General features: G+C 66.6%; 15 protein-coding genes. 2 read left to right on the forward strand and 13 right to left on the reverse strand.

The window, feature by feature from the left end; translation table 11 throughout:
- Nucleotides 1–87 precede the first annotated feature (87 nt).
- Nucleotides 88–1296, forward strand: a complete 1209-nt coding sequence (locus LJ725_RS02240; protein WP_230548989.1) for a TCR/Tet family MFS transporter — start codon at nucleotides 88–90, stop codon at nucleotides 1294–1296.
- Here LJ725_RS02240 and LJ725_RS02245 read toward each other — a convergent pair.
- The 8 genes from LJ725_RS02245 to LJ725_RS02280 form a co-directional block, all read right to left on the reverse strand.
- On the reverse strand, nucleotides 1259–1570 hold the full coding sequence (locus tag LJ725_RS02245; protein ID WP_230548990.1) for a hypothetical protein: 312 nt from the start codon (nucleotides 1568–1570) through the stop codon (nucleotides 1259–1261). The two genes, LJ725_RS02240 and LJ725_RS02245, sit on opposite strands and share 38 nt — an antisense overlap.
- 183 nt (nucleotides 1571–1753) lie before the next feature.
- The gene (locus tag LJ725_RS02250; RefSeq protein ID WP_068193965.1) at nucleotides 1754–2284 is read right to left on the reverse strand and encodes a MerR family transcriptional regulator; all 531 of its coding nucleotides are present in this window, start codon (nucleotides 2282–2284) and stop codon (nucleotides 1754–1756) included.
- Between the two features lie 21 nt (nucleotides 2285–2305).
- Nucleotides 2306–2617 (reverse strand): integration host factor subunit alpha, encoded by a 312-nt coding sequence (locus LJ725_RS02255; protein ID WP_230548991.1) that lies wholly within the window; start codon nucleotides 2615–2617, stop codon nucleotides 2306–2308.
- A gap of 123 nt (nucleotides 2618–2740) precedes the next feature.
- On the reverse strand, nucleotides 2741–3712 hold the full coding sequence (locus LJ725_RS02260; protein WP_289294770.1) for a beta-ketoacyl-ACP synthase III: 972 nt from the start codon (nucleotides 3710–3712) through the stop codon (nucleotides 2741–2743).
- Nucleotides 3709–4785, reverse strand: coding sequence for a phosphate acyltransferase PlsX (gene plsX / locus LJ725_RS02265; protein WP_329958334.1), 1077 nt, complete (start codon nucleotides 4783–4785; stop codon nucleotides 3709–3711). Before plsX ends, LJ725_RS02260 begins: the two co-directional genes overlap by 4 nt.
- 52 nt (nucleotides 4786–4837) lie before the next feature.
- Complete coding sequence (gene rpmF / locus LJ725_RS02270) at nucleotides 4838–5032, reverse strand: 50S ribosomal protein L32 (protein ID WP_230548992.1); 195 nt, start codon at nucleotides 5030–5032, stop codon at nucleotides 4838–4840.
- A 128-nt stretch (nucleotides 5033–5160) separates the two neighbouring features.
- Nucleotides 5161–5745 (reverse strand): YceD family protein, encoded by a 585-nt coding sequence (locus tag LJ725_RS02275; protein ID WP_230548993.1) that lies wholly within the window; start codon nucleotides 5743–5745, stop codon nucleotides 5161–5163.
- A 9-nt stretch (nucleotides 5746–5754) separates the two neighbouring features.
- A complete protein-coding gene (locus tag LJ725_RS02280) occupies nucleotides 5755–6249 on the reverse strand; it encodes a ubiquinol-cytochrome C chaperone family protein (protein ID WP_230548994.1) in 495 nt (164 codons plus the stop codon).
- Nucleotides 6250–6348: 99 nt separating this feature from the next.
- Between LJ725_RS02280 and LJ725_RS02285 the strand changes: the two genes are divergently transcribed.
- The gene (locus LJ725_RS02285; protein ID WP_230548995.1) at nucleotides 6349–6837 is read left to right on the forward strand and encodes an outer membrane protein assembly factor BamE; all 489 of its coding nucleotides are present in this window, start codon (nucleotides 6349–6351) and stop codon (nucleotides 6835–6837) included.
- A 111-nt stretch (nucleotides 6838–6948) separates the two neighbouring features.
- On the opposite strand, the gene LJ725_RS02290 is transcribed toward LJ725_RS02285, so the two are convergent.
- From LJ725_RS02290 to LJ725_RS02310, 5 genes are all read right to left on the reverse strand, one after another.
- On the reverse strand, nucleotides 6949–9054 hold the full coding sequence (locus tag LJ725_RS02290; RefSeq protein WP_230548996.1) for a sodium-translocating pyrophosphatase: 2106 nt from the start codon (nucleotides 9052–9054) through the stop codon (nucleotides 6949–6951).
- A 151-nt stretch (nucleotides 9055–9205) separates the two neighbouring features.
- A complete protein-coding gene (locus tag LJ725_RS02295; protein ID WP_230548997.1) occupies nucleotides 9206–10438 on the reverse strand; it encodes an MFS transporter in 1233 nt (410 codons plus the stop codon).
- Between the two features lie 77 nt (nucleotides 10439–10515).
- Nucleotides 10516–11502 (reverse strand): thiamine-phosphate kinase, encoded by a 987-nt coding sequence (gene thiL, locus LJ725_RS02300; RefSeq protein ID WP_230548998.1) that lies wholly within the window; start codon nucleotides 11500–11502, stop codon nucleotides 10516–10518.
- Between the two features lie 6 nt (nucleotides 11503–11508).
- On the reverse strand, nucleotides 11509–11979 hold the full coding sequence (nusB, locus tag LJ725_RS02305; protein WP_230548999.1) for a transcription antitermination factor NusB: 471 nt from the start codon (nucleotides 11977–11979) through the stop codon (nucleotides 11509–11511).
- Nucleotides 11976–12464 carry a 6,7-dimethyl-8-ribityllumazine synthase gene (locus LJ725_RS02310; protein ID WP_230549000.1) on the reverse strand — a complete coding sequence of 163 codons (489 nt, stop codon included), beginning with the start codon at nucleotides 12462–12464 and terminating at the stop codon, nucleotides 11976–11978. Before LJ725_RS02310 ends, nusB begins: the two co-directional genes overlap by 4 nt.
- Nucleotides 12465–12466: the final 2 nt, after the last annotated feature.

Here is a 12466-nt window from a genome sequence, read left to right on the forward strand (position 1 = left end):
CCTGCAGGCGAAAGTGACGCGCGTTCACAGGCGGAGCTTGTAGATTGCCCCGGCATTCGAGGAGCGAGCCAACAGGCCGGAACTGAAATGAACACGCGTCGCGCGCTCGCTTTCATCTTCTGCACGGTGGCTCTAGACGTGCTCGCGCTCGGGGTGATGATCCCGGTGCTGCCGACGATCGTGCTGGGCTTCATGGGCGGCGACACCGCCGGTGCGGCCGAGATGTTCGGGGTTTTTGCGACCGTCTGGGCCCTCATGCAGTTCCTCTGCTCGCCCCTGCTCGGGGCACTCTCGGACCGCTACGGCCGGCGACCGGTTATCCTCATCTCCTGCCTGGGGCTCGGGCTCGACTATGTATTCATGGCTCTGGCGCCGTCGCTCGCCTTGCTGCTGGTCGGCCGCGTGATCTCGGGCATCACCTCGGCCACCATCGGCACCTCGTTTGCCTATATCGCCGACGTGACCAGACCGGTGGAGCGCGCCAAGGCGTTCGGCTTGGTGGGGACGGCATTCGGGCTGGGGTTCGTAGCCGGGCCGGCGATCGGAGGTCTGCTGGGCGGCGTCGACCCGCGCCTTCCCTTCTGGGTTTCGGCCGTCGCCTGCCTCGCCAACGCGGCGTTCGGCTGGTTCGTGTTGCCGGAATCGTTGCCGCCGGAAAAGCGAATGCCTTTTTCCTGGAAGCGCGCCAATCCGGTGGGATCGCTCAGGCTGCTGGCCTCGCACCGCCAGCTGCTCGGCCTCGCCGTGGTCGATTTCCTCGGCAGCTTCGCGCACCAGGTCCTGCCGTCGGTCTTCGTCCTCTATGCCGGCCACCGATATGGCTGGGGCGAGACGACCGTCGGCCTGACCCTGGCCTTCGTCGGGATCTGTACCGCCGCCGTGCAGGGCCTGCTGGTCGGGCCGATCGTCGGCCGCCTCGGATCCCGACTGGCCCTCGTTGCCGGTCTGCTGGCCGGCGCGCTCGGCATGTCCATCTACGGACTGGCCCCGACCGGTCCCTGGTTCTGGGCCGGCGTACCGGTGATGGCTTTCTGGGGCCTCGCGGGTCCGGCGTTGCAGGACATGATGAGCCGGCGGGTCGGCCCCTCGGAGCAGGGCCAACTCCAGGGCGCCAACTCCGCGTCGCGCAGCATAGCGGGACTAGCGTCTCCGGGGGTTTTTGCGGCGTTGTTCGCGTTGAGCCTCGACCGATTGCCAGGTGCCGCCTTCCTGCTGGCCGGGCTGCTGCTGGTCGCGGCTGCAGCCGTCGCCTGGATCGCTACGGCACGGACGCGACCTGCCGCCCCAGTTCCGTGAGACGGCAGACCATCCAGTCCGGCTTCAGCGGATTGGCGAACCAGGGCTTGGCCCAACCGCGACTCAGACATTTCTTGACGATGGCAATATCCACGTCTTGCCCGTCAAGATCGAACAGAGGCAACTTGCCGCCCGCCTGTGTCAGGCCGCGGCGGAGGTAGAGCAGCTCCCTCAAAGTGGGAGCTTCGTCCTCTAACCCATTGTCATTAATAGAAGATAAATCAAATGAGCGCGCACGCAGGCGCGCGAAATCGCGATTAACCAGCACGGTCACGTCCCCCTTTGACGATTCCGCAAGAGACCCCTCACCGGGCACGATACGCTTGCCAGGCCAGAAACCAAATACAATCAGAGACTTGATACACTTTCTTACAAGGCCCACCCGATCTGGTGGCCTTCCAGCACAACACCTGCAAGCCCTTGAGCCGCCCCCCGGCGGCTCTCGTGGCTCGAAAGTCTAGTGCTGTGCCTTCAGAGTGCTGCGCAGCTGCGTCAACGCCTGTTCGAGATCCTCGAGCACCGATTCGATCTCACGGCGCTTGTGCAGATCGAGAACCGCCGCGCGGGGCGTGGTGGTCGACGGCTGCGGACCGGTGCGCGGCAGCGGCTGCCGGGCGGCACCGCTGGCCATCGCTTCGGCACGCGCCGAGACGATGCGCAGGCTCTCCAGCGCGCTCTCGGCCGCAATGTCGAGACGCTGGGCCGGCAGACGGCCGCGGCCTTCCTTCAGGAGGCGCTGCACGCCCTTGATGGTGTAGCCGTCCTCATAGAGCAGCGTCCGGATGCGGCGAAGGAGGTCGATATCCTCCGGCCGGTAATAGCGACGCCCACCGCCCCGCTTCAGCGGACGGACCTGGGTGAACTTGCTCTCCCAGAAACGCAGAACGTGCTGAGGCACGTCGAGCTCGGTCGCGACCTCGCTGATCGTCCGAAAAGCCTGCGCCGATTTCTCAACCCGCCTTTCGACGGTCTGAACCGAAACGGCCATTTATTTCCCCTCGTGTCCCCATCAGCCCTTGTTCTCGCCGGGCGCCCCGTTGATCAGTGACTTCAGGACATTCGACGCTCGAAAGACGAGGACTCGCCGCGGCAGGATGGGAACTTCCTGCCCGGTTTTCGGGTTGCGGCCGACCCTTTGCCCCTTGTCGCGAACCGTGAAACTCCCGAACGAGGAGATCTTCACCGATTCGCCGCGCGCCAACGCCTCCACCACCTCGGAGAGAATCGTCTCCACGAGATCGCTGGATTCGTTGCGAGACAGGCCCACTTCCTGGAACACTGACTCGCTCAGATCGGCACGCGTGATAGTCCGGCCGTCCACTCCGGTACCCCTTCTTCCCCCAGTTAATCCTTACTCTAAGGTGGGAAAGCGGTCAATATCAGTAGGATAGCAGGCGGACTTGAATCGGGGTCTGTTCACGTTCCGTTACACCGGAATCGTGCATTACCAGCGAACGAGGCTCGCTCCCCAGGCCAGTCCGCCGCCGATTCCCTCCATCAGCAGCAGATCGCCCTTCTTGATGCGGCCGTCCTTGACCGCGACGTCGAGCGCCAGCGGGATCGAGGCTGCGGACGTGTTGGCGTGCCGGTCGACGGTGACGACCACGCGCTCTGGCGGCAGGCCGAGCTTGCGGCCGGTCCCGTCGATGATGCGCTTGTTGGCCTGGTGCGGCACCAGCCAGTCGATGTCCTTGGGCTCGAGACCGGCCTTGTGCAGGACCTCGCCGACAACGGCGGCCATGTTCACCACGGCGTGCTTGAAGACCTCCTTGCCTTCCATCCGGAGGAACCCGGTGGTGCGCGTCGAGGAGGGTCCGCCGTCGACGTAGAGGATGTCGTGCTGACGGCCGTCGGAATGCAGCGCATTGGCGAGGATGCCGCGATCCGCCGAGGTGCCGGTACCCTGCTCGCCCTTGAGCACGATCGCGCCGGCGCCGTCGCCGAACAGCACGCAGGTTCCGCGATCCTCCCAGTCGAGGATGCGGGAGAAGGTCTCTGCACCGATCACAAGCGCCGTCGAGGCAAGGCCGTTCTTGATCAGGCTGTCGGCGACGGAGACGGCATAGACGAAACCCGCGCACACGGCCTGGACGTCGAAGGCGGCTCCGCCGCGCATGCCGAGCTCCGCCTGCACACGGGTCGCCGTGGCCGGAAAGGTCTCGTCGGGCGTCGCCGTGGCGAGCACGATCAGATCGAGGTCGGATCCCGTGAGGCCCGCATGCTCGAGCGCCCGCTGCGACGCCTTGAGCGCCAGATGCGAGGTGAACTCCCCCTCGGCCGCGATGTGACGCTGGCGGATGCCGGTGCGCTGCTGGATCCACTCGTCGGTGGTCTCGACGGTCCTGGAAAGTTCTTCGTTGGTGACCACGCGCTCCGGCAAGTACGAGCCACAGCCTTGGACGACTGAACGAATCACGCGGTTCCTCCGGTTGCCTGCAGCGAGGCCGCAGGAGCCTCGGCCGCCGAGCTGATCTCGCGCAGCCGGGCCAGGCCCTCGACAAGCTTGCTCTTGTATTCGTAGCGGACGAGATCGACGGCGACGCCGATGGCGTAGGCGAAGCCGAGCGCATCCGTGCCGCCGTGGCTCTTCACGCAGACCCCGTTGAGGCCGAGGAACACGCCGCCATTGTAGCGACGGGGATCGACGCGCATGCGCAACTTGGACCAGGCACCCGAGGCGAAGAGGTAACCGAGCTTCGCCAGCGTCGAGGTCCGGAAGGCGTCGCGGACGAACTGTGTGTAGAGCTTCGCCGTGCCCTCGATCGACTTCAGCGCGATGTTCCCGGTGAAGCCGTCGGTGACGACGACATCGGCAACCCCGGCGCCGATATCGTTGCCTTCGACGAAGCCGTGAAAGGAGACCGGAGAGTCCTCGCGGCGCAGCCAGGCAGCGGCCTGCCGCACTTCCTCGTGGCCCTTGAGTTCTTCGGAGCCGACGTTCAGCAGTCCCACCTTCGGCTTGTCGAGGCCGAGCAGGATCTGCGCGAACACGCTCCCCATCACTGCGAACTGCGCCAGGTTGTCGGCATCGCATTCGAGGTTGGCGCCGAGGTCGAGCATCACGCTCTCGCCGCGCGCCGTGGGCATGAAGGAAGCCAGCGCAGGGCGATCGGCGCCGTCGAGCATGCGCATCGCGAACATCGAGATCGCCAGCAACGCGCCGGTATTGCCGGCCGACACGACCGTATCGGCCCGCCCCTGGGCTGCGGCCTCGACCGCCAGCCACATGCTGGACTTGCGCCGCCGCCGCAGGGCGAAGGACGGCTTGTCCCCGGCCAGCACCGCATCCTCGGCCGGCACGATCTCCAGTACCTGCGCCAGGCCCTTGCGCTTGTCGACGAGCGCCTTCAGTCGCGCTTCGTCTCCGAACAGCAGGAACGAGGTTCCGGGATGACGCTCGCGGGCGATGTCGGCGCCGTTCACCACGACGTCGGGCGCATGGTCGCCGCCCATGCCGTCGAGCGCGAGTACGATCTTGCCCGTACTCACCGCCCTGCTCCGACTGTCGAGCGCCAGCCCATCGCCGGCAGCGGGCTTCGGACTACTTCTCGGCCGACGCGGCGTCGGCCAGGACCGGCATGTCCTCGCGATAGTAGCCGCAATGCGAGCAGACCATGTGCGGCCGCTTCAGCTCGCCGCAGTTCTTGCATTCCATGTAGGCCATCGTCGGCAGCGCATGATGCGCGCGACGCATGTTGCGGCGGGACTTCGAAACCTTTTTCTTGGGAACTGCCATGACGATCTCCAGGACGAGGGCTTCACCCGCTTTCGCAAGCAGGGCATGCCCCCAAAAAAGCTGCAGCCGCGCTCTATAGGCGCGGCGGGCGGCATTCTCTAGCCAAAACGTTTCACCACCGCAACAGTTTAGCGGTCGCGCCGGGGCTTGTCCTTCAGGGCCGCCAGGCCGGCGAACGGATGCCGCCGCGGCTCGGGGGCCGCCCGCCGGGCACCGCCCTTGGTCTTCGGCAGCACATCCTCGAGCTTTATGCCCGGCCGCCGGGGATACGGATCGGCGGTCAGGGACAGTTGTTCGGCAGCGATTTCGCCCACATCGAGCATGTTCCCCGTGAGCGGCTCGGGCGCGTCCCCGTTGGCATTCAGCACCGCCTCGCCGCTCTCCGGGTCGAGATCCTCGGTGACGTTCTCGGCGAAGACCAGCCGGAAGGCGTCGTCGAGTTCCTGGGTCACCGGATCGAGACTGAGGATGCACGCCTGGACGATCCGGCCCTTAAGCCGACCCTCGACCACCACTTGCCCCCCGGGCTTGCGGTCCACGGTTATGCGGGCCGAGAAGGCCGGGAGGCCCATGAAGCCGAAGCGCTTGGCCAGCGCCGCCCGCTCGTTCTCGCTGGTGGTGATCTCGAGGGCCGCGCCATTGGGGCCGAGCTTGTCCAGATCAATGAGCCGCTCAATCTCCGATTTGATATTTTTATCAGCGGTTTGGGTCATTCTGTTAAATCACTTTGTGAGGTCGTTCCGGGCCGTCGACGCCAGCGACCGGGCATATTCGCGGACGTAGGCCTCGAGGCGTGAGAGCTGCTGCTGATCCTCCGGCGACCTACCGCCATAGGCGTTGCGGCGCAAGACCTCGGCAAGGGGCACCTGTCCGTCGTTCAACGCCTCGCGATAGGCCAGGGCACGACCGTGTAGCCCCTCCGCCATGATCTTGATGCGCCGCCCCACCCCGAGATCCTGGATGCCGATCTCGCGCAAGGTGAGATCGAGATGGCGGAACATGGCGTCGAAGAAGGCCTGCGCCAGCACTTCCCCGTCGGGCTCGCGCCGCAGACGATCGATCATCAACGCGGCATGCAGGGCCAGCGCGTCGAAGCGCCCGTCGAGCGTATCGGGAATGCCGCAGGCCTCGAACAGCTCGGCCGCACGTGCCTGCTCGCCGACACGCTTGTAGATGGCGGCGGCAAAATCGTCCTCGGGCTTGCGGCGGCGGAACACGGGTTACTCCTCCCCAACTCGTCACAGGCGACAGGTTGACCCCGCCCCTGCATCGCGACATCTTGCAGTCCCTCTTCCCGCAAAGCCAAGAAGCAGTCCATGCGTCGCACCGCCCCGCTCGCCCTCGTTGGCGCCCTCGCCGTCTCCGCCGCCCTTGCCGTGGGTGGCTGCGAGGACACCGTAGACCAGCGTGGCTTCGCCGCGACGCCCGGTTCGGTGGAAAAGCTCGAAGTCGGCGCTCAGAGCCGCGAGGACGTCGTCCGCCTGATCGGATCGCCCTCCGCCGTCGCCACCTTCAACCCGAACATCTGGTACTACATCAGCGAGACCCAGGTTTACTGGGCCTACACGAAGCCCCGGATCGTCGACCAGAAGGTGATGCAGGTCACGTTCAACGACTCTGGCCGCATCGAAGCCATCAAGAACTACGGACTGAAGGATGCACAGGACATCCAGATGGTCCAGCGCATCACGCCGACCTCGGGCAAGGAACTCACCGTCCTCGAGCAGATCCTCGGCAACGTCGGCCGCTTCAGCGGACCGAAGAAGGAAACCGCGCCGGGCGCCCCGACGAGCGGCGGCATCTGACGTTTCGAGGCCGCGGGAGAACTTCCGAGGCCAGTCCGCCGGACGCGACGCGCACAAAGAAAAAGCCCCGGTCCTTCGACCGGGGCTTTGCTTTTGGATGTTCCTGTCCGCTCAGTGCGCCAGAACGGCGAGGAGCAGCAGCGCCACGATGTTGGCGATCTTGATCATCGGATTGACCGCGGGGCCCGACGTGTCCTTGTACGGGTCGCCGACGGTATCGCCGGTCACCGCGGCCTTATGAGCCTCGGATCCCTTGCCGCCGAAATGGCCTTCCTCGATGTACTTCTTGGCGTTGTCCCAGGCACCGCCGCCCGCCGTCATCGAGATGGCGACGAAGATGCCGGTGACGATGACGCCGAGCAGCATGGCGCCGACGGCCGCGAAGGCGTCCGCGCGGTTGGCGATGGCCGCGATCACGAAGAACAGCACGATCGGCGACAGCACCGGCAGCAGCGACGGGATCATCATCTCCTTGATCGCCGCTTTGGTGAGCATGTCGACAGCGCGGCCATAGTCCGGCCGGTCCGTGCCCGCCATGATGCCGGGCTTCTCCTTGAACTGCCGGCGGACTTCCTCGACTACCGACTGCGCGGCGCGGCCGACGGCCAGCATGGACATGCCGCCGAACAGGTACGGCAGCAGGCCGCCGACCAGCAGGCCGACCACGACGTACGGGTTCTTCAGCGAGAAATCGACCGACTTCACGCCCAGCTTGCCCTGCGCGATGAAGTAGTCGAGGTCCGAGGTGTAGGCCGCGAACAGCACCAGCGCACCGAGGCCGGCCGAGGCGATGGCGTAGCCCTTGGTAACGGCCTTGGTGGTGTTGCCGACCGCGTCGAGCGCGTCGGTGTTCTTGCGCACTTCCTTCGGCAGTCCGGCCATTTCGGCAATGCCGCCGGCATTGTCGGTGACCGGACCGTACGCATCGAGGGCGACGATCATGCCCGCGAGCGCCAGCATGGCGGTCGTGGCGATGGCGATGCCGAAGAGGCCGGCCAGGATGTAGCAGATCACGATGCCGGCGCAGATCAGCAGCGCCGGGCCCGCCGTGGCTTCCATCGACATCGCGAGGCCCGCGATGACGTTGGTGCCGTGGCCGGTGACCGAAGCCTGAGCCACGGCCTTCACCGGGCGATAGTCGGTGCCGGTGTAGTACTCGGTGACCCACACGATCAGGCCGGTGATGGCCAGGCCGACCAGCGAGCACCAGAACAGCGACATGCCGGTGAACGAGCGGTCGCCGACCGTCATCACCGTACCCATGCCGACCAGGCGATCGGTGGCGAAATAGATGGCCGGGACCGAAAGCACGGCGGCCACGATCACGCCCTTGTACATCGCCCACATGATGTTGCCGTCCGATCCGAGGCGGACGAAGTAGGTGCCGATGATGGAGGTGATGATGCAGGCGCCGCCGATGACCAGCGGGAACGCCATCAGCTTGGCCACGAGGACCGGGTCGGCCGCGAAGAAGATCGAGGCCAGGACCATGGTGGCGACGGTCGTCACCGCATAGGTCTCGAACAGGTCGGCCGCCATGCCGGCGCAGTCGCCGACATTGTCGCCCACGTTGTCGGCGATGGTGGCCGGGTTGCGGGGGTCATCCTCGGGGATACCCGCTTCTACCTTGCCGACCATATCGCCGCCGACGTCCGCACCCTTGGTGAAGATGCCGCCGCCGAGACGGGCGAAGATCGAGATCAGCGAGGCGCCGAAGCCCAGCGCAACAAGCGCATCGATCATGTCACGGCTGCCGCCGGGGACGCCCATCTTGAGGAGAACCGCGTAGTAGCCGCCGACGCCGATCAGGGCGAGGCCGGCGACCAGCATGCCGGTCACCGCACCAGCCTTGAAGGCGAGGTCCAGGCCGGATGCGAGGCTCTTTTGGGCGGCGACGGCCGTACGCACATTGGCGCGAACCGAGACGTTCATGCCGATGAAGCCTGTGGCTCCCGACAGAACGGCGCCGATCAAGAAGCCGATGGCGGCATACTTGCCGAGAAGAAGGGCCAGAAGCACGAGGACGACGACGCCCACGATGCCGATGGTCGTGTACTGGCGGCGCAGGTAGGCAGCCGCACCTTCCTGGATGGCTTGCGCGATTTCTTGCATGCGGGGCGTGCCGGCGTCGGACGCCATGACCCGCGATGCGGTAACGACGCCATACAGCACGGCAATCAAGCCGCAGCCGATGACGCCCCAAAGAACGGTGGACATTTTTCCTAACCCATTGTTTTTTCAGCGCTTCTAGCGCATCGCGACCCGAAGCTCGTACTCCCCCCGGTGCGAAGCGCGCGAAAAATGACATGATGCCCGTGTCGGCGCAACTCGCGGCTGGGAAAAGCGCCGTCAACTCAAGGGCTTGGCCTCAGGCGCGCGACGGATTCCGCAACCGGAACACGCCGATCACCAGCAAGGCGACCAGCACGAGCGCGAGGGCGACATAGTTCAGGGCGGCCCAGCCCTCGAGTTCCAGCACCACGCCCGCCATCAGGCTGGCGACAGTGGTCACGCCGAACACCATGAAGTCGTTGAACGCCTGCGCCTTGCCCCGCTCGGCCGGCCGGTAGGTGGTGGTGAGAAGCGTGGTCGCTCCCACGAAGAGGAAGTTCCAGCCCACTCCGTTGAGGCTGAGGGCGCCGCGGAAGTGCCATTCGCTGACGCCCAGCAGCGCCACGACGACGCCCGCCACCAGCAGGACGATGCCCGCGATCATGATGTTGAAGATGCCGAACCGGGAGATCAGTTGTCCCGTATAGAACGACGGCAGAAACATTCCCATGACATGCACGAATATCGTCACGGGCGCCTCGGTCGCCTTCAGGCCGCACTGGACGATGGCCAGCGGCGATGCCGCCATCACGAAGGACATGACGCCGAAGGCAATCATCGCACCGGCGCAGGCCACCATGTAGGCCGGCTGGGTGACGATCTCGAAGAGCGGCCGCTGCGGGCCCGTGGTGTCCTCCACCCTGACCTGCGGGAATTCGATGAAGCCCAGCACAATGAAGACGAGGATATGGATGACGATGACGGCGCAGAAGCTCGCCTGGAAGAGCGGCTGCCAGAGGTCGGGCGTCAGCCGCGCCAGGGTCGGACCGATGATTCCCGCCAGCACGCCGCCCGCCGTGACATAGGAAATCGCCTGCGCGCGAAAGTTGCCGGGCGCGAGTTCGACCGCGGCGAACCGATAGAGCTGCATGTTGGCGATGCCATAGCCGAGAAACAGTCCTCCCACGCACATGACCAGGAAGCTGCCGACGCCGAGGCCGATCGCGGCCAGAGACGCGCCGATCATCCCCATCAGGGAGCCACTGCGGAAACCCACCTTGCGGCCGCGCCGCATCATCAGAAGCGAGGCCGGGAATACCGACAGCATGACGCCGAGATGCTGCATGGTGATGGGCAGGTTGGCCCACATGCGCATGTCGGGCGACACGATGGTGAGCACGGCGAGCGCCGAGGAGGCGAACATGAGCGTGTTGCTGCTCTGCGTCAGCGCCTGGCACATCGCAAGCAGTGCGATGTTGCGCAGCGACCGTCGCGGCATGCGGCCGTCGGAGGCTGCGGGCATTTCCTTCACCTTGACTGATCCGTCCATTGGGCCCGCACTCTAGTTTCGCGCCCTGCCCGCGCCATGCCCTGAGGCGCAGTGCTGCTATGAGCGAGGGCGTTTCACTAGAAGTGAACGTAGCCCGATCGCGGCGCCGTCACGAGACGCCCTCCCGCCGTGAGCCGGACGCCGCCGCCGCCGGCGAAGCGCCCGATCCGAGTGACAGCCACGCCGGCGGCCCGCGCCGCGGCCCGAAGGGCGGTGGCGCGGCGCGGCGGCACCGCCATCACCAGCTCGTAGTCGTCGCCGCCCCCGAGGACGTTTGCCCAGAGCCGCGGCTCGGCCGCCACGGCGGCGCGTCCGGCCGGTGACAGTGGGACGTCACCGCGCTCGATCGCGACGGCCAGTCCGGAGGCCTGTCCGATATGCCCGGCATCGGCCAGCAGACCGTCCGAAACGTCGGCACACGCGGTCGCGACGCCGACAAGCCGCGGACCGAGGCTGGCACGCGGCTGCGGCAGGCGATAGCGGTCCTCGAGCGACGCGCGCTGGCGGACCGTCAGGTCGCGCAAGCCGCCTTGCGCCGCGAGCAGTCCCAGCGCGCCGTCGCCGATCGTGCCGGTCACCCACAGGTCGTCGCCGGCACGGGCGCCGGCACGGGTCAGGCCCTTGCCGCGAGCGACACGACCGAACGCGGTGATGGTCAGCGTGAGCGGTCCCGGCGTCACCACGGTGTCGCCGCCGCACAGCACGATGTCGTAGCGCCGCTGGTCGGCTGCCAGCCCCCTTGCGAAGCCCGCGACCCAGGATTCCCGCCAGTTCGCCGGAAGCGCGAGCGAAAGCTGGTAGACGAAGGGCGTCGAGCCTCCGGCCGCGAGATCGGACAGACAGACCCGCAGCGCCTTGGCGGCGATCCGCGCCGGCTGGTCGTCGGCCAGGAAATGGACGCCCGCCACGATCGTGTCGGTCTTGACCACGAGATCTCGACGCGCGTCGGCGGCGAGGAAGGCATTGTCGCTCTGCAGGCCTCCGGCGCCCGCGAAGCCGCGGGCGAGCGGCGCGAAGTAGCGGGCGATCAGTTCGAACTCACCGACCCGCCGCGATCGCGCCATGACGACCTACCTCTGGTCGGCCGGCCGCGCCTGACGCGCCACGCGGTCGAGAACGGAGTTGATGAAGCTGGGCTCGCCCTTGTCGTAGAAGGCGTGGGCGATCTCGACATATTCATTGATCGCCACCCGCAGCGGCACGTCGCCCCGATGGACGAGTTCGTATGCGCCGGCGAGCAGGATGGCCCTGACCAGGCGATCCACGCGCGCCCAGGTCCAGTCCTTGGCGAGCGACGCCGTCACCAACGCCTCCAGCGCGTCCCGGTGGGTCGTGGTACCCTCGACCACGTCCTTGAACAGCGGCCGGTCGGCGTCGCGGCGCATGCCGCCCTCGCCCGCTTCGCCGGTGCGAACCTTCAGGAACTGCTCGATGATCTCGGCCGGAGCATCCTGCCCCTCCTGCCACTGATAGAGCGCCTGCACCGCCGCCAGCCGGGCGGCCTGGCGGCGACTGGGCCCGGCCGGTTTGGCGTCGCTCACGACTTCTTCCAACGTCGGCCCAGAGCCACCATGGCGAGACAGGCATGGGCCGCATCGCCGCCCTTATCCCCGCGGTCGGTGAAGGCACGCGCCCGCGCCTGCTCGATGTTCTCGACTGTCACGATGCCGTAGCCGATGGCGAGCTTCTTCTGAACCGCCAGATCCATCAGGCCCCGCGCGCTCTCGCCACAAACGTAGTCGTAGTGCGTGGTCTCGCCGCGAATGACGCAGCCGAGCGCCACGTAGCCGTCGTAGCGCTTGCCCTTCTTGTCCGCCGCCAGCGCGATCGCGCCGGGGATCTCGAAGGCGCCCGGAACGACGATGCGGTCCGCCTTCGCGCCATTCTTCACGATCTCCTGCTCGGCGCCCTTGATCAGCGCGTCGGCGATGTCGGCATAGTAGCGCGACTCGACGATGAGGATGCGCGCGCCCTTGACGCCTGCGACAGCCGGCCGGGCCGTCGGGTTTTCCGTCCGTGTCGACATGT

The organism is Reyranella aquatilis, assembly GCF_020880995.1.
In the GTDB taxonomy this organism is placed as follows: domain Bacteria; phylum Pseudomonadota; class Alphaproteobacteria; order Reyranellales; family Reyranellaceae; genus Reyranella; species Reyranella aquatilis.

Excerpts from the sequence above, each read along its gene's own strand:
- LJ725_RS02240 (WP_230548989.1), top strand. The coding sequence starts at position 88 with ATGAACACGCGTCGCGCGCTCGCTTTCATCTTCTGCACGGTGGCTCTA.
- LJ725_RS02250 (WP_068193965.1), bottom strand. The coding sequence starts at position 2,284 with ATGGCCGTTTCGGTTCAGACCGTCGAAAGGCGGGTTGAGAAATCGGCG.
- rpmF (WP_230548992.1), bottom strand. The coding sequence starts at position 5,032 with ATGGCAGTTCCCAAGAAAAAGGTTTCGAAGTCCCGCCGCAACATGCGT.
- LJ725_RS02275 (WP_230548993.1), bottom strand. The coding sequence starts at position 5,745 with ATGACCCAAACCGCTGATAAAAATATCAAATCGGAGATTGAGCGGCTC.
- LJ725_RS02285 (WP_230548995.1), top strand. The coding sequence starts at position 6,349 with ATGCGTCGCACCGCCCCGCTCGCCCTCGTTGGCGCCCTCGCCGTCTCC.
- LJ725_RS02290 (WP_230548996.1), bottom strand. The coding sequence starts at position 9,054 with ATGTCCACCGTTCTTTGGGGCGTCATCGGCTGCGGCTTGATTGCCGTG.
- LJ725_RS02295 (WP_230548997.1), bottom strand. The coding sequence starts at position 10,438 with ATGGACGGATCAGTCAAGGTGAAGGAAATGCCCGCAGCCTCCGACGGC.
- thiL (WP_230548998.1), bottom strand. The coding sequence starts at position 11,502 with ATGGCGCGATCGCGGCGGGTCGGTGAGTTCGAACTGATCGCCCGCTAC.
- LJ725_RS02310 (WP_230549000.1), bottom strand. The coding sequence starts at position 12,464 with ATGTCGACACGGACGGAAAACCCGACGGCCCGGCCGGCTGTCGCAGGC.